General features: G+C 75.9%; 16 protein-coding genes. 6 read left to right on the plus strand and 10 right to left on the minus strand.

Going from position 1 to position 23,094, the window contains the following annotated elements; all coding sequences use genetic code 11:
* Positions 1-661: 661 nt before the first annotated feature.
* On the plus strand, positions 662-1,078 hold the full coding sequence (gene mscL / locus ACFUEL_RS12275; protein ID WP_380236051.1) for a large conductance mechanosensitive channel protein MscL: 417 nt from the start codon (positions 662-664) through the stop codon (positions 1,076-1,078).
* Between the two features lie 14 nt (positions 1,079-1,092).
* Here the strand turns inward: mscL and ACFUEL_RS12280 are convergent, their stop codons facing one another.
* Complete coding sequence (locus tag ACFUEL_RS12280) at positions 1,093-1,311, minus strand: hypothetical protein (RefSeq protein ID WP_380236053.1); 219 nt, start codon at positions 1,309-1,311, stop codon at positions 1,093-1,095.
* Between the two features lie 42 nt (positions 1,312-1,353).
* The gene (locus ACFUEL_RS12285; protein ID WP_380236054.1) at positions 1,354-2,325 is read right to left on the minus strand and encodes an RNA polymerase sigma factor RpoD/SigA; all 972 of its coding nucleotides are present in this window, start codon (positions 2,323-2,325) and stop codon (positions 1,354-1,356) included.
* A gap of 333 nt (positions 2,326-2,658) precedes the next feature.
* Here ACFUEL_RS12285 and ACFUEL_RS12290 point away from each other — a divergent pair, with 333 nt between their 5' ends.
* Both ACFUEL_RS12290 and murJ read left to right on the plus strand, forming a co-directional pair.
* Complete coding sequence (locus ACFUEL_RS12290; protein ID WP_380236055.1) at positions 2,659-3,549, plus strand: phosphatase PAP2 family protein; 891 nt, start codon at positions 2,659-2,661, stop codon at positions 3,547-3,549.
* Between the two features lie 304 nt (positions 3,550-3,853).
* The gene (gene murJ / locus ACFUEL_RS12295) at positions 3,854-6,022 is read left to right on the plus strand and encodes a murein biosynthesis integral membrane protein MurJ (RefSeq protein WP_380236056.1); all 2,169 of its coding nucleotides are present in this window, start codon (positions 3,854-3,856) and stop codon (positions 6,020-6,022) included.
* Positions 6,023-6,102: 80 nt separating this feature from the next.
* Here murJ and ACFUEL_RS12300 read toward each other — a convergent pair whose 3' ends face one another.
* Complete coding sequence (locus tag ACFUEL_RS12300; protein WP_380236057.1) at positions 6,103-7,131, minus strand: LuxR C-terminal-related transcriptional regulator; 1,029 nt, start codon at positions 7,129-7,131, stop codon at positions 6,103-6,105.
* Between the two features lie 262 nt (positions 7,132-7,393).
* Between ACFUEL_RS12300 and ACFUEL_RS12305 the strand changes: the two genes are divergently transcribed.
* The 3 genes from ACFUEL_RS12305 to ACFUEL_RS12315 all read left to right on the plus strand — a co-directional run bounded on the left by ACFUEL_RS12305 (position 7,394) and on the right by ACFUEL_RS12315 (position 8,997).
* Positions 7,394-7,738 (plus strand): hypothetical protein, encoded by a 345-nt coding sequence (locus ACFUEL_RS12305; RefSeq protein ID WP_380236058.1) that lies wholly within the window; start codon positions 7,394-7,396, stop codon positions 7,736-7,738.
* Between the two features lie 301 nt (positions 7,739-8,039).
* Positions 8,040-8,273, plus strand: a complete 234-nt coding sequence (locus ACFUEL_RS12310) for a hypothetical protein (protein ID WP_380236059.1) — start codon at positions 8,040-8,042, stop codon at positions 8,271-8,273.
* Between the two features lie 31 nt (positions 8,274-8,304).
* Complete coding sequence (locus ACFUEL_RS12315) at positions 8,305-8,997, plus strand: response regulator transcription factor (RefSeq protein ID WP_380236060.1); 693 nt, start codon at positions 8,305-8,307, stop codon at positions 8,995-8,997.
* 86 nt (positions 8,998-9,083) lie between these two features.
* On the opposite strand, the gene ACFUEL_RS12320 is transcribed toward ACFUEL_RS12315, so the two are convergent.
* Genes ACFUEL_RS12320 through ACFUEL_RS12350 form a run of 7 tightly spaced genes read right to left on the minus strand, consistent with a single transcriptional unit; the run spans position 9,084 to position 22,950 of the window.
* Positions 9,084-10,610: a SagB family peptide dehydrogenase gene (locus ACFUEL_RS12320; protein ID WP_380236061.1), complete on the minus strand. Its 1,527-nt coding sequence runs from the start codon at positions 10,608-10,610 to the stop codon at positions 9,084-9,086.
* A gap of 53 nt (positions 10,611-10,663) precedes the next feature.
* Positions 10,664-12,937: a TOMM precursor leader peptide-binding protein gene (locus tag ACFUEL_RS12325; RefSeq protein ID WP_380236062.1), complete on the minus strand. Its 2,274-nt coding sequence runs from the start codon at positions 12,935-12,937 to the stop codon at positions 10,664-10,666.
* A gap of 28 nt (positions 12,938-12,965) precedes the next feature.
* Positions 12,966-16,211, minus strand: a complete 3,246-nt coding sequence (gene lanM / locus ACFUEL_RS12330) for a type 2 lanthipeptide synthetase LanM (RefSeq protein ID WP_380236063.1) — start codon at positions 16,209-16,211, stop codon at positions 12,966-12,968.
* A gap of 1 nt (position 16,212) precedes the next feature.
* The gene (locus ACFUEL_RS12335; protein WP_380236064.1) at positions 16,213-18,459 is read right to left on the minus strand and encodes an ATP-binding cassette domain-containing protein; all 2,247 of its coding nucleotides are present in this window, start codon (positions 18,457-18,459) and stop codon (positions 16,213-16,215) included.
* On the minus strand, positions 18,456-20,915 hold the full coding sequence (locus ACFUEL_RS12340; RefSeq protein ID WP_380236065.1) for an ATP-binding cassette domain-containing protein: 2,460 nt from the start codon (positions 20,913-20,915) through the stop codon (positions 18,456-18,458). Before ACFUEL_RS12340 ends, ACFUEL_RS12335 begins: the two co-directional genes overlap by 4 nt.
* On the minus strand, positions 20,912-21,703 hold the full coding sequence (locus tag ACFUEL_RS12345) for a biotin/lipoyl-containing protein (protein ID WP_380236066.1): 792 nt from the start codon (positions 21,701-21,703) through the stop codon (positions 20,912-20,914). The genes ACFUEL_RS12340 and ACFUEL_RS12345 overlap by 4 nt, the downstream gene beginning before the upstream one ends.
* Positions 21,700-22,950 carry a cytochrome P450 gene (locus tag ACFUEL_RS12350; protein ID WP_380236067.1) on the minus strand — a complete coding sequence of 417 codons (1,251 nt, stop codon included), beginning with the start codon at positions 22,948-22,950 and terminating at the stop codon, positions 21,700-21,702. The genes ACFUEL_RS12345 and ACFUEL_RS12350 overlap by 4 nt, the downstream gene beginning before the upstream one ends.
* Between the last annotated feature and the right edge of the window lie 144 nt (positions 22,951-23,094).

The following is a 23,094-nucleotide window of genomic DNA, read 5'->3' on the forward strand; positions in this document are numbered from 1 at the left end:
GGTCCGCACGGTCTGGTCGGACCTCGCGGCGCGGGCCGCCGCGAGCTGATCCCGGGGGCCCGCCGGAGCCCCCGTCCGGCCGTCGCCGGGCGGGGGCTCCGCGCTGTTCCGGGGCGGGTTGCGCGGGTTCCGGGGCGGGTTACGCGGGTTCCTCCGGACGGCGGGCGGGGCCGGGTCGCGGGGCGGGGGCCGGACGGACCAGCGGTTCACCCCCGGGGGTGAACGGGGTTTTCCACAGGGGCGGGTTTTCCACAGGCTGGGGAAACTCCGGCGCGGGGCGCCGCGGCCGGGCGCAGGATGGCCGTCGCGGCCCCGTCCGGGGCCGCGGGAACCCGTCGGAAGGCCCGCTGCCGTGACCTCCTCCGTACTGCCCCCGCTGCCGCCGGCGCTCGTCCCGCCGCGCCGCGAAGTGCCCGATTTCCCGCCGATCCGCGGCACCGCGCGGGGCCGCCACCGCTTGCGCTGCGCGCTGCGGCGGCGGCCAGGCCGGTTCGCCGCGGGGCTCCTGCTGCTGGCGGCCGTGCTGCTGTCCGGCCCGCCGCGGGGGGCGCCGCCGCCGGAGGGCCGGGCTCCCGCCGGGGCGTCCGGCTGCCCCCTGGCGTCAACCCGTTGACGCCGGATTCACCCGTGACCTCCGGTGGCGCCCGCCGTTCGACGCGGCATGAAAGGCTTCAAGGAATTCCTGCTCCGCGGAAACGTGGTGGACCTGGCCGTCGCCGTCGTCATCGGCGCGGCCTTCACCACCGTCATCAACGCGTTCGTCAAGGGCGTGATCAACCCGCTGGTCGGCATGTTCGGCACCAAGGACCTGTCGGCCTACAAGTCCTGCCTCAAGGGCCCCTGCGAGGTGGACGCCGCGGGCAACGTCACCTCGGGCGCCTACATCCTGTGGGGCTCGGTGCTCAGCGCCGCGCTCACCTTCCTGATCACCGCGGCCGTCGTGTACTTCCTGCTGATCCTGCCGATGAACCACTACCTGCGGAAGCGCAAGACGGCGGAGGAGGAGGCCCTGGAGGCCGAGGAGAAGGAGGTCCAGCTGCTCACCGAGATCCGCGACGCGCTGGTGCGCCGCGGCTGATCCCCGCTCCCCCGCTACTTCTCCCCGTGGTGCGGGGGCCGCTGGCTGCGGTACCAGTCGAGCCCCCGCTCCCCCGACGCGTCGCCCCAGCCGCGGTCGGTGTCGTCGGAGGTCTGCTGCTCGAACGGGTCCTTGAAGACCAGCCGGGGCCGGGGCCGCGGGGCGGACTCGGACCCGGGCTGGGGCCGGGGCTCGGGTCGGGGCTCGGGCTGCTGTTCGTCCGGGGAGGTCATGCCTCCACTGTAGGACCGGCGCGGGCCCCGACGGCCCGGGTGCTACGCCGCCTCGAAGCCCGCGTGGTCGGCGATCTTCTTCAGCTCGGCGAGGGCGTGCTTCTCGATCTGGCGGATCCGCTCGCGGGTGAGGCCGTGCTGCTTGCCGACCTCGGTCAGCGTCCGCTCGCGGCCGTCCTCCATGCCGTAGCGGCTGCGGATGATCGAGGCGGTGCGGTCGTCGAGGCGGCCGATCAGGTCGTCCAGCTCCTCGCGGCGCAGCATCACCATGACCGCGTCCTCCGGGGAGACCGCGCCGGTGTCCTCCACCAGGTCTCCGAACTGGGTCTCGCCCTCGTCGTCGACCGACATGTTCAGGCTGACCGGGTCACGGGCCCAGTCCAGGACGTCCTTGACGCGCTGCTCCGTGGTGTCCAGCTCGGCGGCGATCTCGGCGGGCTCCGGCTCGCGGCCCAGCTCCTTGGCCTTCTCCCGCTGCACCCGGCGGATCCGGCCGAGCTCCTCGACCAGGTGGACGGGGAGGCGGATCGTGCGGGACTGGTCCGCGATGGAGCGGGTGATCGCCTGGCGGATCCACCACGTCGCGTAGGTGGAGAACTTGAAGCCCTTGGAGTAGTCGAACTTCTCCACGGCGCGGACCAGGCCGGCGTTGCCCTCCTGGATCAGGTCGAGCAGCGGGAGGCCGCTGCGCGGGTAGCGGCGGGCGACGGCGACGACCAGGCGCAGGTTCGAACGGATGAAGACGTCCTTGGCGCGCTCGGCGTCGTCGGCTATGGCCTGGAGCTCCTCGGTGCTGGCGCCGCCGAGGGACTCCTCCTCGTCGAGCAGGTGCTGGGCGAAGACACCGGCCTCGATCCGCAGGGACAGCTCGACCTCCTCCGCGGCGTCGAGCAGGGGCGTCCTGGCGATCTCGTCGAGGTACATGCCGACCAGGTCGCGGTCGGCTTCGAGGTTGGTCGGGCGGGCGGTGCGAGTCCGATCGGCCCTGTCGCGTACGACGGCACGGGTGGCCATGCTTGCTCCCTCACTGACGCTGCCGGGGGCGCTCCGTTCCGCCACTCGGCACAACCGTGTGGGCCGTTCGTGGCTCACACGTAACGATCCAACGCACAGAAATCGGACAACATTCCCAAGTGGCTCAGTTTTCCGTCGGGGATGCAGTATCCTGCCGATTTTCACTCCACCGGTACACGCAGCGTGACGCGGCCTGCACCGCACGCTCCCCCGACCCGCCACCGGACCGGCACCGGATCGGTGCGGGGCCTTCGCGGCGCGTCCGCACAACCGATGCCGAATCGCGACCGCCCCAGCGCCGGTTCGCCGCCTGCCGCTGGGAAGGTGTCTGTCATGCACCAGCCCACCGACCACGACCCCCGAGCGGCCACCGGGCGCCCGGGCGGCGGTCGGCGCACCGGCCCGCCGACGGCCCGTCCTCCGGTACAACGCACGGGGGCGCTCCGTTGTGCCTGGCCGGCCCTGGCGGGTGCCCTGGCGTTCGCGGTGCTGCTGGTCCTGGTGAAGACCGGCTGGGCGCCGCTGGCCCGGTTCGACCGGGGCTGGGCCGCCCTGCTGCACCGGTACGCGCTGCGCCACCCGGTGTGGACGGCCGCCATGCGGACGCTGGCCGACCTGGGCTCGCCCTGGGTGATGCGGGGCCTGCTCGGAACGGTCGCGCTGTGGCTGTGGGCGCTGGGCGCCCGCTGGCTGGCGGGCTGGGCGGTGACGGCCGCGCTGCTGGCCTGGGCCGCGGACGCGGCGGGGCGGGCGCTGACCGGCCGCCCCGGACCGCACTTCGCCGACCAGCTGGCCCCCGACGTCGCGGCGTCCTTCCCGTCCGGCCCCGCGCTGGCCTCGGCGGTCACCTGCGGGGTGCTGCTGGCACTGGCGTGGCCGCGCACCGGGCGGCCGGGGCGGGCGGCGGCGGGCGCCGCCGCGGCACTGGCCGTGCTGGCGGTGGGCTGGACCAGGATCGCGCTCGGCGCACACTGGCCGAGCGACGTGCTGGCGGCCTGGGCGGTGGCGCCGGTGGCCCTGGCCGCCCCGGCGCTGGCGGTGGGCCTGTGGCGGCCGGGGCGCCTCGGCCGGGACGTGCGGCTGCTGCGCCGGCGGGCCCGGCCGCGGGTGCAGCGAATGCTGGCGCCGCCGCTGCCGCCGGTCGAGGCGGCCGGGGCGGCCGGGCGGGCGGGGGCGAGGGAGGGCGCGCCACCGGCCACCGAGCGCGATCCGGGCCTTTCCTGACGAGTCGTGAGCAACGTCACACCGGGTTGCCCGCCTCCTCCGCCCGGGGGAACCGCGCAGCCAGCATTCCGCGTGTTTCCGGGCGCAAACGGCGCTTCCCGGCAGGTGCGGCAAGGCAACCGGACACCGGTGCGATCCGGCCGAACACCCCGCCGGTCGGCACCCGACTCCCCATCGAGTGCCGAAGTGGGGCAGACTTCTGCGGCTGGTGCACCCTGCAACCGGCAGGCGGAGACCGGACCAGAACCGACTTCCCGCACTCACCCACGCAACGCCGGACGGGCACCGATCGACGGGGGGTCCGATGACCATGCACACCGCGGACGGCCCCACCGACCCGTACCAACCGCAGGGCGGCCCCTACCAGCAGTCGCAGCACCAGGTGCACCAGCAGGCGCAGCACCAGCAGCAGCCGGGCGACCCGTACCAGCAGCCGCAGCACCAACCGCCGCAGCCGCCGCACCCGCCGCACCCGCCGCAGGGTGACCCGTACCGGCAGCAGCCGGGCGGGTGGCCGGGGCAGGACCAGCCGACCATGCAGCTGGGCCGGATCCCGGCCGAGGCGTTCGAGCAGCCCGGGTGGTCGCCGTACGCCCCGCCGGCCCCGGAGCGGCCGGTGCCGCCGCCGCGGGTCGGCGAGGAGCGGGCGGCCGAGGCCGCGAAGCCCGCCCCGGCCAAACCCGCCGCCTCCACCGGCCGCAACGGCCTGATCATGGCGCTGGGCTCGCTGGCCTCCCGGGCGCTGGGCTTCGTGCGCAGTGCGGTGATCGTGGCGGCGCTGACCACCGGCCCGGCCGGCGAGGCGTTCAACGTGGCGAACTCGCTGCCGAACATCGTCTACATGATGCTGCTCGGCGGCGTGCTGGCCTCGGTGTTCGTGCCGGAGCTGGTGCACGCGATGCAGACCCACAAGGACGGCGGCCAGGCGTACACCGACCGGCTGCTCACCCTGTGCGGGGTGATCCTGGTGGTGCTGACGGTCGGCGCCTGGCTGTTCGCCCCGCGGATCGTCGATCTGTACTCCGACTTCAACGACCCCGTGCAGCGCGAGCTGGCGATCACCTTCGCCCGGTACTGCCTGCCGCAGATCCTCTTCTACGGCGTGTTCACCCTGCTCGGGCAGGTGCTGAACGCCCGCGACCGGTTCGGCGCCATGATGTGGACGCCGGTGCTGAACAACGTGGTCGCGATCGGCGTGTTCGGCGGCTACCTGGCGATGGGCGGGCACGCCCACGCGGCGAACGAGGTGAGCAGCGGGGACGCCCTGCTGCTGGGCCTCGGCTCGACCCTGGGCATCGTGGTGCAGGCCGCCGCGCTGCTGCCCTCGCTGCGCTCGGCCCGCTTCACCTACCGCCCGCGCTTCGACTGGCGCGGCGCGGGCCTGACCCGGCCGCTGCGCGCGGCGGGCTGGGCGCTGGCCCTGGTGCTGGCCACCCAGCTGTCCTACGCGGTGATCACCAGCCTGAGCACCGGTGTGGGCGACGCCGCGTACAAGGCGGGCATCCCCGGCGGCCGCGGCTTCTCCGCCTACAACAACGCCTACGCGCTGTTCGTCGTCCCGCAGGGCGTGATCACGGTGTCCCTGGTGACGGCCCTGCTGCCGAGCATGTCGCGGGCCGCGACGGCGGGCGACTACCGGAAGATCGGCGAGGACCTGGCGGGCGTGCTGCGCTCCTCGGCGGCGATGGTGGTCACCGCGGCGGTGCTGTTCTTCGCGCTGGGCTCGCAGATCGCGATGGCCGCGTACGGCTACGGCTCCGGGGCGTCCGTGCACGACGACGCCATGGTGGTCGGCCTGCTGCTGATGGCCTTCGCGGTCGGCCTGCCCGCGTTCTGCGCCCAGTACGGCCTGGCCCGCGGCTTCTACGCGATGGGCGACGCCCGGACGCCGTTCTGGCTGACCCTGATCTCCACCGGCACCAACGCGGCGCTGTGCTGGGTGGCGTACGAGACGCTGCCGCTGCGCTACAAGGTGGTCGGGATGGCGGTGGCGCACACCGTGGCGGCCACCCTGTCGGCGGTGGTGACCGGCGTGGCGCTGGGCCGCCGGCTGGCGAAGGGCGCCCCGCAGGCGGCGGTGCCCGCGCCCCGACGGGAGGCGCCGGGCGGGAACCCGGACGCCACGATGGTGCTGCGCACCGACTCCTTCGCGCCGGGCGCGAACGCCACCGTGAACCTCGGCGTGCGGCGGCGCGGCAGCGGGCTGGAGGGCGGTCGGCTGGTCACCCTGCACCTGGGCCTGATCGTGGCGTGCGCGCCGGGCGCGCTGGCCGCGCACTGGCTGGCGGGGCAGTTCGGCGCGGGGCTGTTCGGCAGCCTGGCGGGTCTGGCGGCGGGCGCGCTGGCGGTGCTGCTGTCGCTGTTCGTCCTGGCCCGCCCGCTGGGCGTGGGCGCCTCGGTGGCCCCGTTCGCCCGCAAGCTGCGCATCCCGTACCCGGCCCCGGCGCCGAACAGCGGCAAGCACCGCCGCTGAGACCGCCTGCGGCGGGCGGCAGGACGACCCGTGCCGGGAGCGCCCGCGGCGGGGGTGCGGGGAGGGGCTGCCGGCGGGTGCTACGCGGGGGCGTCCTCGGCGGTCTCCAGCCAGCCGAGGGCGGCGACCTGGATGCCGGCCTGGAAGCGGCTGCGGGCGTCCATCCGGACCATCAGGTCGGCCATCATCCGGCGGACGGTGCGCAGGGAGACGCCGAGGCGTTGGCCGGCGCGTTCGTCGGTGAGTCCTTCGGCAAGGAGGCGGAGGAGTTCGCGTTCCTGGCCGGTGAGGCCGCGCGGGTCGCGCTGGGGGCTCTCGCCGAGCGGGCGGGCGTGTTCCCAGACCTGGTCGAAGAGGGCGCGCAGGGCGGCGACCACGCCGGGGCTCTGGAGCAGGACGGCGCCCTTGCGGGGGTCGTCGGGGTCGATCGGGACGATGGCGGTGGCGTTGTCGACCACGATCATGCGCAGCGGCAGGGTGGGGGTGGTGCGGACGGCGCCGCCGAGGCCGTGCAGCCAGCGGGCGTACTGGACGGTGGCGGGGTCGTTGCGGACGCTGTCCTGGTAGACGGTGCGCATCCGGACGCCGCGTTCGAGGGTCTCCTGGTCGAGGGCGCGGCTGGCCTCCATGACGGGGGCGGGCTGCGGGCCGCCGGGGGCGAAGGAGAGCACTTCGGCGGTGGCGTCGGAGGCGAGTTGGATCAGCCGGTCGCGGACCTGGTCGAGGCTGGCGAGCATCTCGATGCCGCGCTGCTCGCCGGCGGCGGGGGCGTGGATGCTGGCGTACTCGGCGATGAGTCCGGCCATCGCGGCGCGGCTGCGTTCGGCTTCGCGCTGGCGGCGGGCCTCCTCGGCCTCCTGGTGGGCGAGGAGGGCGGCGAGGCCGCGTTCGGGGTTGACGGCGCGCCAGCGGGTACCGCAGCTGGTGGGGCGGGTGAGGGCGAGGTCGGCGAGCCGGTCGAGGGCTTCGCCGACCTCGGCGTCGGTGCAGCCGAGGTGGCCGGCCAGGCCGCCGGTGTCGAGGTCGGGGTGCAGGAGCATGGCGCGGTACACCGCCTCGCCGAACGCGTCGAGCCCGATCGGGCCGCCGGCGGTCAACAGTTCGTCCACCGTGCGTCCGTCCAGGTGCCCGTTCTCGTGGTTCTGCCCATGTCGACCTCCAGCGCGCAGGTGCCGCGCATCCCCCGGATTCCTGCTGACCGGGCGTCAGACTAACGCTGACCGGACGGCGGGGAGAACCGGCTTGCGGAGATTCTGTCGCACAGTTGGGCGAAGCGTGAAGGGTGCCGGGCAACTGTCATATTCGTGCCAGGCGGGGATCTGACACCTGTGGCGGGCCCCGGATCGGCCCGCGGTTTGTCACGCTGGACGGATGTACGCGATCCGCCTGGAGCTCGTCCCGCCGCCCGTGGAGGGCGGCTGCCCGGAGGCCGCGGGGGCCGCTCCGGTGCGGACGGCCCTGCTGCGCCTGCCGCTGGACGGGGCCCGGGTGTGCCACGCCCGGGTGCGGGCCGTCCGGTTGCGGGAGGGCGTGGACGGGCTGGCGGCGGTGTGCTTCCTGACCGCGGGATCGCTGCTGGCGGCGGAGTGGGCACTGCGGGCGGGCGCGGCGGGGCTGGTGGGGCCGGGCGGGCCGCTGGCGGGCTGGTCGGTGGGGCGCTGCGAGGCGGATCCGTGGATCGCGCTGGGGCTGTGGCAGGACAGCGCCCGGAGCTGACCGGGCGCCGGCCCCGGCGGGCGGGAGCTGTCCTCAGGGTGACACGGCACTCTGGTGCCAGCTCCGGCTACTGACACGGAGGGGCCACCGGGAGCACTCTCGTTGTTGTCGGCAGGACGACGGAGCGGGAACCGCGGCAGCAGCCCCCGGCGGGGGACGCGGAACGCACCGGACGCCTGGCGGCGGCTCACACCACACTCCCCGGTGGCAGCCCGGGGATCAGCCGAACGCGAGAGGACCGGGCACTCCCATGTCGCTGAACACTCGAATTGTCGCGATTGCCATACTTGGCGCCCTGGCCGTGGGTGGCGTCGCCACCGCCGCCGAACTGGCCGGGCCGGCCCGGCCGGCCGCCGTGGTCACCGCCGACGGGGCGGTCCTGGACGGTCCGGGCCAGCCCGCCGACGCGGGGGCCCAGGCGGTCGTGATCGGCCCCGGCGTCTCCGACCCGACCCCCGTCCCGTCCGGCAGCCCGACCCCGACCGGTGGCCCGACCGGCGGCGCGCAGCAGTCCGGCACCTGGGGCTGGGGCTGACCGGGCCGGAACGGGCCGGGGAGGCGCGCGGATGACGACCGCACTGGAACGCCCGCTGGGGCAGCGGGTCATGACGCACCGGTTCCCGTCCGCCGAGTCGGCGGCCGCGGGTTCGACCCGGGTGCTGCTGGCCGACGGGCACCACCTGTTCCGCTCGGGTCTGGGGGCCCTGCTGGACCGGGAGGAGGACCTCGCGGTGGTCGCCGAGGCGGCCGGCGGCGAGGAGGCCGCGGCGGCGGCCGCCCGGGTGCGGCCCGCGGTGGCGGTGCTGGGCCTGGATCCGGAGCAGCCGGACGGGCCGGCCCCGGCCCGGCAGGTGCAGCAGGCGGCGCCCGGCACGGCGGTGCTGCTGCTCGTCCCGGCGCTGCCGCGGACGGCGGAGTCCCGGCGGGCCCTGGTGGAGGGCGCGGCCGGGGTGCTGCTGAAGGACGTGCAGGCGCCGGCGCTGATCGCGGCGGTGCGCGAACTGGCCCGCGGCGGCCGGGTGTACGACCCGCGGCTGGTGCTGGACGTGGTGCGGGCCGGGCAGGCCGGGCCGCTGAGCCGCCGGGAGCTGGCGGTGCTGGGCGAGATCGCCGAGGGCAGCACGGTGCGGGAGGCGGCCGCGGCGCTGTCGCTCTCGCCGGGGACGGTGCGCAACTACGTCTCGGCGGCGATCGCCAAGACCAGGGCCCGCAACCGCTGCGACGCGATCCGGATCGCCCGCGAGTGCGGCTGGCTGTAGGGCGGTTGAGGGAGAAGTGGTTCGCCGACGACCCGTCAGGTTCCCGCTGACGGGTCGCAGGCGTGCGTGCGTCCGCAGAAGGGGCGTCAGAAGTTCTCGCCGAAGCCCTCCCCGGCGCGGGCGGCGTCCACCACGTCGGCGAAGCCGTGCGCGGTGCGCGGCACGCCGGCCGGGCGGCTGCCGATCAGGAACTCGCCGACCGAGGACTCGGCCGTCCAGTCCAGGCCGAGCGCGCGGGCGGCGGCGTCGGTGTCACCGGAGCCGAGGCCGCAGGGGGCCAGGCCCATCGCGGTGGCCACCAGGTAGAGCGTCTGGTAGAGCACGCCGACGTGCTTGAGGGTCAGCGCGTAGGCGATCTGGCTGTACTTCCAGGAGAGCCGGCCGAACCGGCTGGTGACGGTGAGCAGCACCTGCGGGTCGACGGTGCAGGCGGTGGCGCGCCAGGCGGCGGTGACGAGTTCGCTGAACGCGGCCTCCTCGCCGGGGTGCTGGAACGGGCGGGGGCGCAGCCGGTGGGCGGCGGCGTCGTAGCGGTAGACGCCGGGCTCCAGGCCGGTGCACTTGACCACCGAGAGGTAGACCTCGAGTTCGCCGGTGGCGCCGCCGGCCGGGTAGGGGCGTTCGACGCCGTCGTAGCCGTGCGGGTCGGCCGGGTCGCCGGGGATGACGCGGCGGACCCGGGCCACCCGGTAGAGCAGTTCGGCGAGTTGGTCGAGGGTGACGGGGGTGTCGGCGTACGTGCGCACCGAGCGGCGGCCTTCCAGGACCTCGCTGAGTGCGGGGTCGCGGGCGACCACGGTGTCCCAGTCGGGGACGGGCAGGTCGATGCCCTCGCCCTCCTCGCGGGCGCCGGGGGCGGAGACCGCGGGCAGTTGCGGGACGTCCTGGTGGGCGAAGACGCCGCCGGTGGGGTAGTCGTGCCGGCCGGGGCGGCTGCGGGCGTGGAACAGCAGGTCGTGGAAGTCCCAGAGCGGGGCCTCGGCGCCCTGGCCGGCGTCCAGGAAGCCGCCGCCGGCCAGCAGTCCGGCCAGTGCCTCGCCCTCGCCGGGGCTCATTCCGGCGAGCAGGGCGGCCTCTTCGGCGGTGCGGGAGGTGCTGAGCGCGGCGACGAAGGCGCCGGCGGCGGCCTGGTGCAGGGTGAGGCGGAACGGTGCCATCGGCGATTCGAGCACGCAGCTCTCGCCGTCCTGGCCCTGGCCGTCCGGCAGGCGGCGCAGGTAGGCGAACCGGGAGAGCACCAACTGGCCGGTGGGGCGGGCGAATCCGGGCAGTGCGGCGGAGCGGGCGATCGGGACGGCGGTGGCCAGCGGGGTGCCGAGCGGGTCGGCGACGGTGGTGGTGACCAGGTACGGGAAGCGTTCGAGCAGCTTGAGCAGCCGGACGTGGTCGAGGCTCAGCAGGTCGAGGTCGGCGTCGGTGCGGGTGAGGTCGAGCAGCGCGGCGACGGTGCGCTCGCCGAGGGCGTGGACGCGCTGGCGGCCCCACGGGTGGGCGAGTTCGACGTCGGCGCCCTGGGCGGTGACGTCGACCTCGGGGCGCAGCCGCAGCAGGCGGCGGAGCGGGCGGTGGCCCCCGGTGGCGGGGGCGGGCGGCAGGGTTTCGATGACGGTCATGGGTACCTCCCCGGAGGGGCGGGGCAGCCGGGCCCGGCTGCCCCGCGCGTCGGTCAGATGAAGATGGGGATCGGGTTGAGCTCGCTCTCCGGGGTCGGGGTGTCCAGCCAGCCGAGCCGGACCGGGACGTCGTAGAGCCGGCCGGGGGCGAACCTGGCCCAGAAGTGCCGCATGCCGGGGACGATCACCCGGGCGACGGGCAGGCCCACGTCGGGGCGGGTCTGGTCGGCGACCAGGAACTCCATGCCGCGGTCCTCGACGATCCTCTGGACGAGTGCGAGGTCGTCGGCGAGGTCGGGGCCCGCGAGCGGGAGCCAGCTGGCGGGGGTGGAGCGCGGGGCGTGCGGGTCGGGCAGCAGGTAGGGCTGGTTGGCGACGGTGGCGGTGGTCCACCACGCCTTCTGCTCGGGGTCGGCGCCCGCGTAGCCGACCCGGCCGTGCTCGTCGCCGGCGACCGGGCCGAGGAACTGGTTCATCTCGGTGAGGGCGCGGGTGAGCGCGATGTGCGGGTCGAGGTGGGCGCCGAACGCGATCAGCACGTCCTCGTTGGTGCCGTTGCTCCCGGCGTCGAGCCGGCGGGAGAAGGCGCCGACGACGGGGATGCCGAAGTCGGCGGTCAGGTCGAGCGCCCAGATCTCCCGGCGCAGGCCGCGGTAGACCTCGCGGAGCTGGTCGACGTACGGGTCGCCGAAGGCGTCCAGGTCGACGGCGGGGCGCTGGACGCGGTTGTACCACCAGAGGGCGACGGCGTCCCGTTCGACGAGTTCCAGGAAGCCCTGGAGGACGGCGTCCTCGAAGGAGGTGCCGGCCGCGCAGCCGTTGGAGTCGCCCGCGGCGTAGAACCGGCCGCTGTGCCGGTAGCCGTAGTACATCGCCTGGGTGGGCAGCCAGCGGTGCCGCTGCTCGGTCAGCGACCAGGCCGGGGACCACTCGATCGGGTCGTCCTCGCGGAACGGCACCGGGACGACGTTGAACATCGACTGCTTGACGTTCCAGCGGTCGCGTTCGGCGTACTGCCGGGCGGAGTAGAGCAGGGTGCGGGAGGGGTGGATCGCGGCGTCGCCGAGTTCGGCGAAGGTCGCGGTGCGGCGGGCCTCGTCGCCCTGGAAGACGCCGGAGAAGCGCTCCATGGCCTCGCCGAGCGCGGAGGCGCGGGCCTGCACGTCGGTGCGGCCCTTGCCGCAGGAGACCGAGCGCAGGCCGGTGCGCAGCTGCTTGAGGTCGCCGCTCTGCCGGGAGAGGTTCTGCCCGGAGACGTAGACCCGCAGGCCGGTGGGGGTGCGGGCGGCGGGGACGAGGGTGGTGACCACGCCGGTGACCGGGCTGAGCTGGGGGCGGTACTTCTCCAGCATGTCCTCGGGCGAGGCGGAGCGGTGGCCGCCGTCGGCGGTGAACGCCTTGGGGCGGGACTCGAAGCGGACGGGCGCCATCTGGCGGAGCGTCATCATCGCGTCGTCGCCGCAGGAGGCGCACTGCGGGCGGCGCACCAGGACGTGCTTCTCGCTCTCCAGCAGCACGGTGTCCAGGGTGGTGACGGCGGGCTGCGGCGGGCGGGCGCCGGCCAGCCACTTCGCGGTCTCCAGGGCGGCGAGCTGGGTGCCGAGCGCCAGGGTGGCGGGCAGGTGGGCGCCGGCGGTGGAGATCGGCTCGTCCTGGCCGAGGCGGTGCTGGAGGTAGCTGAGCGACTGCCGGTTGGCGGAGAGCCGGTGCGCCAGGCACTCCCAGCAGCCGGAGCCGTCGGTGTTCCCGGCACCCGGGGCGTCGGGTTCGAAGACCGGGCCGACCCAGACGATCGAGCCGACCGGGCGGGCCAGCAGCCAGGGGCGGCCGTCGGCGAGGGCCTGCCGGTTGCGCTCGGCCAGGCCGGGGTGCAGGTAGTCCTCGGTGAGGGCGACGGTGAAGGCGGCGTCCCGGTCGACGGTGACGCCGGCGGCGGCCAGCGCGGCCAGGAACGGCGCGGGGTCGAGCTCGCCGTACACCTCGACCCGGACGGTGGCGGCGCGCAGCGCGGTCATCGCGGTGTCGCCGTCCTGCCCGGCCATCTCGAAGAAGGCGGCACCGGGGCGGTCGGTGGCCGGGTCGGCGGCGGTGACCCAGCCGCCCGCGCGGAGCTTGTCGACGCCCGCACGGAGCTTGTCGGCGGGGACGACGCCGTCCAGGGCGGCGCCGATCTGCTCGGCGGTGCGGGTGCCGTCCAGCAGCGGGGCGAGGGCCTGGGCCAGCTTGCCGTCGACCACCGAGACGCCGCGCTCGGAGACCAGGTAGACGGCCTCGCCGTCGACCACGTACGGGGTGAAGTGGCGTTTGAAGCCGATGAGTTCGGACATGGCGGGTACTCCTCGTAGCGGCGCGCGGTCAGCGCAGGGTGGCGAGCGGGGCGGCGGAGGCGTCGTGCAGGCGCAGCAGCAGCAGGCCGACGGCGACGGTGCCGTCCAGCGCGCCGAGGTTGACGGCGTCGTGCGCGGCCCGGTCCGGGAACCAGGTGCCGTGCAGGCGGTGGCGGGTGAGCAGTTCGCGGACCATCAGGGCGGCGGCCTCGCGGCCGTCGTAGAACGGGCCGTCCAGCAGGGCCTCGGCGCCTTCGGGCAGGGTGTGGACGAGTCCGGCCTCGGCGGCGGTGAGCGCCTCGGTGGCGGCGGAGAGCAGGGCGCGGCCGGTCAGCGCGGCGAGTTCGGGGCCGGTGACGGGCGGGGCGAGGGCGCCGAGGTCGGCCTGGTCGACGGCGTCGGCGCCGAGCGAGACGGCGGCGTCGAGGCAGGCGAGGCGGCCGGAGCGGGTGGCGGTGTCGAAGCGGTGGGCGCGCAGCCGGGCCCGGACGTCCTCGGGGTCGGCGAGCAGGGCGGGGGCTTCGGCGAGGGTGCGGGCGAGCGCGGCGGCGATCGAGTCGGCGCCGCCGGGGACGAGCTCCAGGAAGTCGAACGGGGCGTGCTCGTCTGAGAGTTGGTCGAGCGCCCCGGCGGCCAGCACGCGGATCGCCTGGTCGGTGTCGGCGTGGCCGCCGCCGGCGGCGCGGCGCAGCCGCAGCAGGTTGAGCAGCAGGCCCGCGGTGCCGAGCGGGACGTCTCCGTGCGGGACCTTCACCGGGCGGCCGGGCCGGTTGGAGGCGGATTCGGCGACCGTCACGGCGCCGGGGACGAGGGCCCGGGCGGCGGCGAGGAAGCCGGCGTCGCCGAGCAGCAGGCCGCCGCGGGCCAGGCCGTGGATGATCGCGCCGGGGCCGAAGAAGCCGCCGGGGACGGGTGCGCCGGAGGCCAGCCGGGAGTCGCCGGCGAAGGCGAACGCCTGGGGTTCGGCCGGGTCGATGAGCGCGGCGGCCTCGGCGAGCAGGGCGTGGGCGGCCCGGTGGAAGCGGGGTTCGCCGGTGGCGGACCAGAGTTCGGCGAGGTACAGGGCGATGCCGAGGGTGCCGGCGGTCAGGTCGGGGCCGAGCACCTCGACCTGGCGCAGGCCGGTGCCCGGGTACCAGCCCTGGGCGACCCAGCCGGTGCCGCGCCGGGCGGCCAGGATCCGGTCGCCGATCGCGACGGCCTCGGTCAGCAGTTCGCCGGGGGTGGGCGGTTCGGCGGCGGCCAGCGGGCGCGGCGGCTCGGCGGGGGGCTCCTCGGTGCCGGCCCGGGCGGCGTCCACGCAGCCGGAGAGCACGGCGACGTGGGTGTCCAGGTCGAAGCCGTCGAGTTCGGCGACCCGCTGCTGGAGGCGCTGCCAGCCGGTGGAGCGGAAGTGGCCGGGGATCTCGCGGCCGTCGGCGGTGAACACCGAGGAGGAGGTGGTCAGCGAGCGGAAGAACGGGATGTCCAGGGTGCGGAAGGAGTCGAGTTCGGCGAGCACCACCTCCAGCAGGTCGCCGCGGTCCGGGTCGCCGGAGCGGGCGGTGACGGCGCCGCGCAGGGCGCCCGCGATGACGGTCTCCCGGGTCGCGCCGTCGTCCAGGGCGAGCGGGCTGGTGGAGGCGCGCAGGATCTTGTAGCCGTCCCAGGTGTGCCGCCAGATGTAGCGCACCCAGACGCCCCGGAATCCGCTCAACGGGCCTTCGGGATCGGCGAGTTCGGCGCGGATCCGGTACAGCGCGGCGTGCATCTCGCGGTAGCCGTCGACCACCTCCCCGGTGTACTGCCAGGGGTCGGCGGGCTCTCCCTCGTGCACCGGCCGGTAGGCGGTGATGGGCAGCGCGGGCACGCCGGGGACGACCTCCAGGCTGCCGACCCGGGACAGGCAGCCGATGTCGAGGGCGTCGGTGCGCCCGGCCGGGGTCCACGCCTGGAAGGCCATCGCGGTGCGCACCACGGTGGTCTCCAGCTCGTCCAGCAGGGCGTGCTGGGCCTCCTTGAGCACCGGCGGGTTCTGGACGCGCGGGTAGAGCAGGCACTCCAGGTCGATCAGGACGGGGTGCTCGCCGTCGGCCAGCAGGTTGTCGGCCCACATGTCGCGGCCCTCGAGCAGCTGCACCAGCCGGATCGTCATGCCCAGGCGGCGGTAGAACCGGGCGAAGCCCGCGCGGTCGGCGCAGGGGCGGGACGGGACGAGCTCCTCCCAGCCGTAGTCGCCGGAGCAGTCGGTGCTGAGCGAGGCGCCGTGGCCGTCGTCGCCCCGGTCGGAGCGGATCAGCACGGTGCGCAGCGGCAGGTCGAGGCTCAGTTCCCGGTTGAGGCGCTCGACCAGGCCGAGGAAGGCGGTGGCGTGCCGCATGTCCTTGGGCTTGTAGACCACGCCCGCGCCGCTCTCGAAGCGCAGCAGCGCCACCGAGCGGCCCTGGGCGTGCCGGTCGCCCGCGTCGCCGTGCACCGAGTCCAGCGCGCCCGGGTCGGCGCCGCCCCACATCTCGGCGACCAGGCTCGCCCGGTCGGCGGAGAGCCGGGCGAACATCTCGGTGTACATCTCCTGCCACTGCCGGCAGACCGTGCCGATCAGGTAGGCCAGCGCGGGCAGCCGCTCCAGCCGGGCCAGCCAGCCCGCGGCGGAGGCGTCCGGGCCGCCCTCGGCGTCCCAGCCGGTGGCGCGGGGGCGGCCGGTGGCGAGCTGGAACTCCTGGCAGAGGGTGAGGTTGGCGACCTCGACCAGCCGTCCGGTCAGGGTGCCCACCACGTCGGCGCGACCCTTCGCGGTGACCGGGACGCCCAGCACCGAGCCCTCGCCGGCGGGCAGCAGGGCGTCGGCGGCGGCCCGGAAGCCGGCCGCGACCGCGCCGGGGCCGGTGGCGGGCGCCGTGCTCTGGGCGCGCAGGAACACCGCCAGCGGGTACGCCCAGGACGGCAGCTTCGCCGGGTCGGCCAGGCGGACGCGGCGCAGGCCGTCGCCGAGCGGGCGGCCGGTCTCGGCGAGGTGGTCGAGCAGCACCCCGGCGGAGCGCTGGTCGCCCGCGGCGCGGCGCAGCCAGGTCTCGACGGCGGCGGTGCGGCTGCGCCGGTCCTCGGCCGGGTCGGGGGCGAACAGGGCCTGCCCGTCGTCGCGGGCGGCGGCGCGTTCCTCGAAGCTGGCGGCGGCGGCGATCACCGCGTGCAGCCGCTCGTCGGCGCCGGGCAGGCCGGGCAGCAGGGCGGTCGTCGGGGCCTGGTGGCCCGGGGTTCCGGCGGTGCGGAGCCAGGTCTGAACGTCGAGCGACATCTCACATCTCCTGGAAGCGGGCGAGGCGGGTGAACAGCGGGTCGGTGCCGAGCAGTTCGCGATAGGTGCCCTCGGCGGACACCCGGCCCCCGTCCAGCACGTAGATCCGGTCGGCGGTGCGGATGGTGCTCAGTCGGTGGGCGATCACCAGGCGGGTGCGGTCGAGCCCGGCGACGGCCTCGGCGACCCGCTGCTGGGTGGCGTTGTCGAGCGCGGAGGTGGCCTCGTCGAGCAGCAGCACGGCCGGGTCGCGGACCAGGGCGCGGGCCAGCAGCAGGCGTTGCACCTGGCCGCCGGAGAAGCCCTGGGCGTCCTCGCCGACCCTGGTCCCCAGGCCCATCGGCAGGGCGCGCAACTCGTCGGCGATGCCCGCGAGTTCGGCGGCGCGCCAGATCCGGTCCTCGGTGACGTCGGGGTCGGCGCCGGCCAGGTTCTCCAGCAGCGAGCCGCGCAGCATCCGGCCGTGCTGAAGCACCGAGCCGAGCTGCCGGCGCACCGACCTGGCGTCCAGCGAGGCGAGTTCGCGGCCGTCGTAGCGGATCGCGCCGGCCTCGGGCTGCTCGAAGCCGAGCAGCAGCCGGATCAGGGTGGACTTCCCGGCGCCGGACGGGCCGACCACGGCGACGAACTCGCCGGGCTCGGCGCGCAGCGACACCCCGTCCAGCGCGGGCAGCGCACTGCCCGGGTAGCGGAACACCACGCCGTCCAGGGCGAGTTGCCCCTTCAGGCGGCCGGGGTCGGCGAGCTGCCCGGCCCGTTCGGCGGCGTTCACCGCCGGTTCGGCGAGGATCGGCCGCAGCCGCTCCAGCACCGGGGCGACGCCGTACGCGCCGACCGCGGCGTGGGTGACCTGGCCGAGCGCCAGGGCGACCTGCCCGGCGGCCACGCCGGCCGCCATCAGGTGCCCGGCCTCGGCGGCCGGGCCGAACGTCGCACCGGCCAACAGCACGGCCAGCAGCAGGGGTTGGAGTGCGGTGGTGAGGGCGCCGGAGAGCGCCTCGCTGCGCATCGCGGCGGCGTCGGCGCGCTTCTGCCCGGCGAACGGCCCGGCCCAGCGGGCGAACGCCTGGATCTCCCGGCCGGCGGTCTGGATCTTGTCGATGCCCAGCAGCAGCCCGTACAGCACGCCCTGCAGCTGCCCGTGCGCCTGGTACACCTGCGACTCGTACTCCTGGCGGCGACGGCCGAGCAGCAGCAGCGCGGCCGTCACCGCCAGCACGGCGAGCAGCAGCAGCCCGCCGAGCCGCCAGTCCACCAGCAGGAGGACCGTCAGGCCGGTGACGGCGAACACCGCGCCGAGGACGGCGCCCACCAGCACCTCCGAGAGGGCCTGCCGGGCCTGCGCCACCGCGTTCGCCCGGTGCACCAGGTCACCCGTGGTGTAGTCGCGGAAGAACCTGGCGTCCTGGGACAGCAGCCTGTCCCAGACGGCGGGTTCGAGCGCGTGCTGCACCCGGCCGGTGAGCCGGACGGCGGCGGTGTTGCGGACCAGCGTGAGCAGCCAGGACGCCACCACCGCGAAGCCCAGCAGCACGGCCAGCCAGCGCACCGGGTGCCGTTCGGCCAGCAGCAGGCCGGGCAGCAGCACTCCGGTGGACAGCGGGACGAGCAGGCCGAGCAGCGCCGACACCAGACCGGCCAGGCTCAGCACCGCCAGGTCCCGGCGGGCACCGGGCACGGCGAGGGCGAAGCGCAGCAGGTCTCCCGGGGTCGGGCACCCCGATGGCAGCGGCGGGTACAGCAGTAGCGCCTGGCGGCTCAACTCCGTACGGGCGGCGTCCCGTTCGGAACCCGGGTCGTAGCGGCGGTGCCGCCCGGCCCGGGGGATCAGGGCGATCGGCCGGCCGTCCTCGGCGGCGAACGCCACCATCGGCCCGGCCGTGCCGCGCTCGTCCCCGCCGGCCAGGGTGACGGGACGCCAGCGCACCCCGGCCCGGCGCAGCAGCGCCGTCACCGGGTCGGCGGCGTCCCGCACCGCGGCGGGGACCTCCTTCGGCACCGGCACCCCCAGGGCCCGCAGCACCTCCCGCGCCAGGTCCGCGCGGTGGCGCGGCGCTGTCGGCGCGGCTCCGCCGCGGCGCGGGGAGGTGTGCGGGCGGGGGGTGGTGCCGAACTGCGCCAACGCGTCCGCGAGTGCGGTCCGGTTGGCGGCCGCGGTGGCGTCGGCCCGGGTCGCCGGGCCGCGCTCCTCGTCCGCCGCGGTGGTCTGCGCCCCGCCCGCGGGGGCGGCGGCGGTGGTGACGGTCATGCCTGCTCCTCCGTCCGGACGGGCTGGTTTCGGGTGGCCTGCTCGGCCTGTTCTGCAGCCTGGGCGGGCTCGGCGGCCTGGGCGGGCTCGGCGTCGGCCGCCCCGGTGGTCCCGCGCGCGTCGGCGGCAGCCGTTTCGCGCAGCAACTCGCGGTAGGGGCCGTCCTGTTCGGCGAGCTCGGCGGGCGGGCCCTGCTGGACGATCCGGCCTTCGCGGATCACCACGACCCGGTCGGCGGCCTGGATGGTGCTGAGGCGGTGGGCCAGCACCAGGCAGCTGACGCCACGGCGGCGCAGGTGCCCGTTGACGGCGGCCTCGGTGTGGGCGTCCAGTGCGCTGGTGGCCTCGTCGAGCACGACCAGCGCCGGGTCGATGGCCAACGCCCTTGCGATCTCGATGCGTTGGCGTTCGCCGCCGGACCAGTTGCGGGCGTCCTCGTCGATCCGGGCGTCGAGTCCGCCGCGGCGGCGGACGAGTTCGGCGGCTTCGGCGTCGGCCAGGGCCCGGTGCAGGGCGTCCTCGTCGGCCGAAGGGTCCCAGAGGGTCAGGTTCTCCCGGACGGTGCCTTCGAAGAGGCGCAACTGCTGTTCGACGTACGCGACTTGGCTGGTGACGACGGCGCGGTGCCAGTCGTCGCGGGGGCGGCCGTCGAGCAGCACCTCGCCCTTCCAGGGGCGCAGCACGCCGGCGGCGAGCCGGGCCAGGGTGGACTTGCCGCTGCCGCTGCCGCCGACCACGGCGACCCATTCGCCGGGGGCGATCCGCAGCGAGATGCCGCTGAGGGCGGGGGGCCGGTTGGGGTCGTAGCCGAACTCCAGGTCGCGCAGCTCCAGTTCGCCGCGCAGCCGGACGGGTTCGGCGGGGGCGTCGAGGACGGGGGCGAGGTACGGGTCGACCTCGCTGGTCTCGATGTCCTCCAGCAGCGCGTTCTGGGCCCGTGCGACGGTGAACTCGGAGCCGGTGCCGACGAGTTGGGAGACCGGCAGGAGGAAGCCGTTGAGCAGCAGCAGGAAGGCCAGCAGGGTGCCGAAGGAGAGCGAGCCGGCCAGCAGCAGGGCGGTGCCGGCGATCACGGCGGCGGCCGCGGCGGCGGAGTTGAGCGCGCCGGGCAGCGAGAGCGGCACCAGGACGCTGGCGGCGACCTGCTGCCCGGTGTGGGCGGCGCGGGCCTGCCAGCCGGCCCAGGAGCGGAACAGCGCGTCCTCGGCGCCCTCGGCCTTGACGGTCTCGATCGCCGACACCCCGGCGAAGGCGACGCCGTCGCGCTTGTGGCCCTCGGCGTGCAGCCGGTGGATCGTGCCGCCGCGCCGCCGGTCCGCGGAGCGCAGCGCGAGCGCGTCCAGCACCGCGACGGCGACCGGGATGACGGCCAGCTTCGGGGCCAGCCAGAGCAGTGCGCCCAGGTGGACGGTGGCGGCGGCCAGCGAGGAGGCGGCGCCCGCCACCCGGTAGGAGAGCAGGTTGGCCAGGCCGTCGTTGAGCTGCACCCGGGTGACCAGGCCGCCGAGCTGGCGGCGGTGGAAGAACGCGCCGGGCAGCCGCAGCATCCGCCACAGGAAGGCCGCCGAGGAGCGGGCGGCCATCGCCTCCAGCACCCGGTTGACCATGGCGGAGCGCAGCCAGTTCCCGGCCAGCACCAGGGCGGTCACGAAGAACCCGGCCAGGGTCAGCGGCACCGCCCAGCCGCTCGCGCCGCCGCCCACGACGGTGGCCAGGTAGGTGCGCAGCAGGAAGGCGGAGGCCACGCCGGGCAGCGTCATCAGCATGCCGACCAGCACCGCGACCAGCATCGGCCCGGCGTAGGGCCGCATCCGGGCGGTGAGCGAGCGCAGCAGCGGGAAGCGGCGGCCGCCGGGTTCGAAGTCGGGGCCGGGTTCGAAGCCGACGGCGATGCCGGCGAAGGACTCCCAGAACTCGGCCGGGGTGGCCGAGTAGGAGCCCAGCGAGGGGTCGTTGACGTGCACCCGGCCGCGCTTGACGCCCTCGAAGACGGCGAAGTGCGGGCCGGTGACCAGCACCATCGACGGCACCGGCACCGCGTCGAGGCCCTGCAGCCGCTCGTCCTCGCGGCGCACCACCCGGCGGCCGCGGGCCAGCAGCCCGTAGCGTCCGGCAGCGCGGGCGACGGCGGCCGCGCTGACGCCGTCCCGGCTGACCCCGCAGGCGCGGGACGCCTCGTTGAGCGTGATCCGCCGCCCGAAGGCGCCGAGCACCACGGCGAGGCAGGCCGCGCCGCAGTCCTGTTCCTCCATCTGCGGGACGACGGGCGTGCGCAGGTGGGTGCGCTTCTTCTGCCGCTTCTGCCGCCGCTTCTGCTGCGGTTCGGGCTTCGTTCCGGGCTTCGTTCCGGGCTGTGGCGCCTCCGGCTGCGGCGCCTCCGGCCGCGGCGGGCCGCTGTTGGCGGTGCGCGCTTCGGTGGCGGGTGGTTCGGCGGTGGCGGACCGGGCGGGCTTCATCGCTTGGCCTCCTGTCCGAGCACCGCCTGGTAGGGGTGCCTGCTGCCGAGGTCGACCCGGACGTCCAGGGCCAGCGGTCCGTCGAAGGCGACGCCCTGCGGGAGCCGGGCGTAGGCGATCCAGACCGGGGCGGCGCCGGCGGGCAGGCCGGGGACGGCGACCGGCAGGGTGCCGTCGAGCGAGTCGGCGCGCACGGGCAGCGGCTCGACGCGGTCGACGACGGCGCGCAGCGCTCCCCCGCCGGGTGCGGGGACGAGCACGGGCTGGCCGGGGGCGAGTTTCGCCGCGTCCTTCGGGTCGTCCAGCAGCAGCCGGACGGTGGCCGGTGCGGCGGCCGGGTCGAGGGCCAGCACGGGCGTGCCGGGGGCGAGTCGGTCGCCGGGCGCGGCCAGCAGGGCGCTGACGGTGCCGCTCTCGGGGGCGGTCAGCGGGGTGGGGTCGGCGTCGCCGCCGACCAAGGCCAGCACCTGCCCGGCGGTCACCGTGTCGCCCGGCCGGACCTCGAACTCGGCGAGGCTGCCGGGGTGTTGGGCGGCGACCCGGACGGGGGCGTCCCCGTGCGCGGCGACGGCGTGCACCGTCATGGTGTGCGGGAGGCGGCCCCACACCGCCCAGCCCGCGCCGGCGCCGACGGCCAGCACCAGGGCGGCGCCGGCCAGCCACAGCCGGGGCCCGATCAGCCGGACGGGCTGGTCGAGTCCGGGTTCCAGGACGGCTGCGGCCCGGGCGGCGGCGACCACCGCGGTCTGCGGGCGCTCCCGCCGCTCGGGCTCCGTCGCGGTGCTCATGCCGCCACCTCCATCAGTGCGGGCTGCGGCGCGGCGCGCAGCGGGCAGGACACCGGCAGTTCGCGCACCCCGCCGAAGGCGAACTGCTCGTTCGGGCGGGCGGTGGCCTCGGTCAGGGTGGTGCTCAACTCCCGTGCGGCGTCGGCCTCGGCGAGGCCGCGCAGGACGGCGGAGCCCGCGATCAGGGAGAGCGGGGCGCCCAGGCAGTGGTGCGGGCCGTGGCCGAAGGCGAGGTGCTGGCGCTCGGGGCGGTCGGGGTCGAAGCGGTCGGGGTCGGCGAAGCGGCGCGGGTCCCGGTTGGCGGCGGCGTACAGCAGCATGGCGACGCTGCCGGCCGGGATGGCGGTGTCGCCGAGGACGACCTCGCGGGTCAGCGCGCGGGCGCTGGCGCGGACGGGGCTGCCGAGCCGCTGGGCCTCGTCGAACACGGCGGCGGCCAGCGCGGGTTCGGCGCGGACCCGGGCGGCCAGGCCGGGGGTGCGGATCAACTCCCAGGCGGCGACGGCGAGTCCGGAGGTGAGCGTCTCGAGCCCGTTGGCGAGCAGCATCACCACGAAGGCGAGCAGTTCCTCGGTGTCGAGCCGGCCCTCGCCGCGCGCGGTGGCCAGCCGGCTGATCAGGTCGTCGCCGGGGCGGGCGGCCCGTTCGGCGCACAGCTCCTCGACGTAGGCGTGGAATTCGGCGAACTCGGCGTCGATGGCGGCGGCCTCGGGGCCGGTGCCGGCCGGGTCGAGCATGGCGCGGGCGACCAGGCCCGCCCAGCCGGTGATCCGGCCCTGCTCGGAGTCGGGGACGTCGAGGATGGCGCAGGAGACGGCGACCGGCAGCGGCACGGCCAGGTCGGCGACGAGCTCGAAGGATCCGGCGGCGATCAGCGGGGCGAGCAGCCGGGCGGCGGTGGTCTCGATCCGCTCGCGCATCTGCTCCAGCCTGCGGTGGCTGAACGCGGCGGTGGCGAGCCGCTTGAGCCGGGTGTGGTCGGCGCCGTCGCGCATCGGCAGCATCCGGTTGACCACCTTGAGCAGGGCGGTGTTCCCGGCCCTGGGCAGTCCGACGGTGGTCGGGTCGACGTTGGTGCCGGGGTTCATCAGGACGGTGAGGACCTCCTGGTGCCCGGAGACCACGTACAGCGGGCCGAGGTCCAGGACGGGCGCCTCGGCCAGCAGCCGGCGGTAGAGCGCGGGTGGGTCCTGCTGAGCGGCGGGCTGCTGGATGAACCGCGTCAGCTCGTGCCGGAGGCTGTCCATGCCCGGCTCTCCTTCAATCCGACGGTGTGGCTTGGGTGTTGGGGCCGGAACCGGATGCCCGGCCGGAGGGCCGGAGCGGGGTGCGGGGGGTGGTGGGCCGGAGCGGGGTGGGGGGGGGGGGGGCCGGGGGGCGGGCCACCCCCC

The organism is Kitasatospora sp. NPDC057198 (assembly GCF_042670125.1).
In the GTDB taxonomy this organism is placed as follows: domain Bacteria; phylum Actinomycetota; class Actinomycetes; order Streptomycetales; family Streptomycetaceae; genus Kitasatospora.

Excerpts from the sequence above, each read along its gene's own strand:
- lanM (WP_380236063.1), bottom strand. The coding sequence starts at position 16,211 with ATGTCGCTCGACGTTCAGACCTGGCTCCGCACCGCCGGAACCCCGGGC.
- ACFUEL_RS12340 (WP_380236065.1), bottom strand. The coding sequence starts at position 20,915 with ATGAAGCCCGCCCGGTCCGCCACCGCCGAACCACCCGCCACCGAAGCG.
- ACFUEL_RS12315 (WP_380236060.1), top strand. The coding sequence starts at position 8,305 with ATGACGACCGCACTGGAACGCCCGCTGGGGCAGCGGGTCATGACGCAC.
- ACFUEL_RS12320 (WP_380236061.1), bottom strand. The coding sequence starts at position 10,610 with ATGACCGTCATCGAAACCCTGCCGCCCGCCCCCGCCACCGGGGGCCAC.
- mscL (WP_380236051.1), top strand. The coding sequence starts at position 662 with ATGAAAGGCTTCAAGGAATTCCTGCTCCGCGGAAACGTGGTGGACCTG.
- ACFUEL_RS12325 (WP_380236062.1), bottom strand. The coding sequence starts at position 12,937 with ATGTCCGAACTCATCGGCTTCAAACGCCACTTCACCCCGTACGTGGTC.
- murJ (WP_380236056.1), top strand. The coding sequence starts at position 3,854 with ATGACCATGCACACCGCGGACGGCCCCACCGACCCGTACCAACCGCAG.
- ACFUEL_RS12350 (WP_380236067.1), bottom strand. The coding sequence starts at position 22,950 with ATGGACAGCCTCCGGCACGAGCTGACGCGGTTCATCCAGCAGCCCGCC.
- ACFUEL_RS12345 (WP_380236066.1), bottom strand. The coding sequence starts at position 21,703 with ATGAGCACCGCGACGGAGCCCGAGCGGCGGGAGCGCCCGCAGACCGCG.
- ACFUEL_RS12280 (WP_380236053.1), bottom strand. The coding sequence starts at position 1,311 with ATGACCTCCCCGGACGAACAGCAGCCCGAGCCCCGACCCGAGCCCCGG.
- ACFUEL_RS12335 (WP_380236064.1), bottom strand. The coding sequence starts at position 18,459 with ATGACCGTCACCACCGCCGCCGCCCCCGCGGGCGGGGCGCAGACCACC.
- ACFUEL_RS12290 (WP_380236055.1), top strand. The coding sequence starts at position 2,659 with ATGCACCAGCCCACCGACCACGACCCCCGAGCGGCCACCGGGCGCCCG.
- ACFUEL_RS12285 (WP_380236054.1), bottom strand. The coding sequence starts at position 2,325 with ATGGCCACCCGTGCCGTCGTACGCGACAGGGCCGATCGGACTCGCACC.
- ACFUEL_RS12305 (WP_380236058.1), top strand. The coding sequence starts at position 7,394 with ATGTACGCGATCCGCCTGGAGCTCGTCCCGCCGCCCGTGGAGGGCGGC.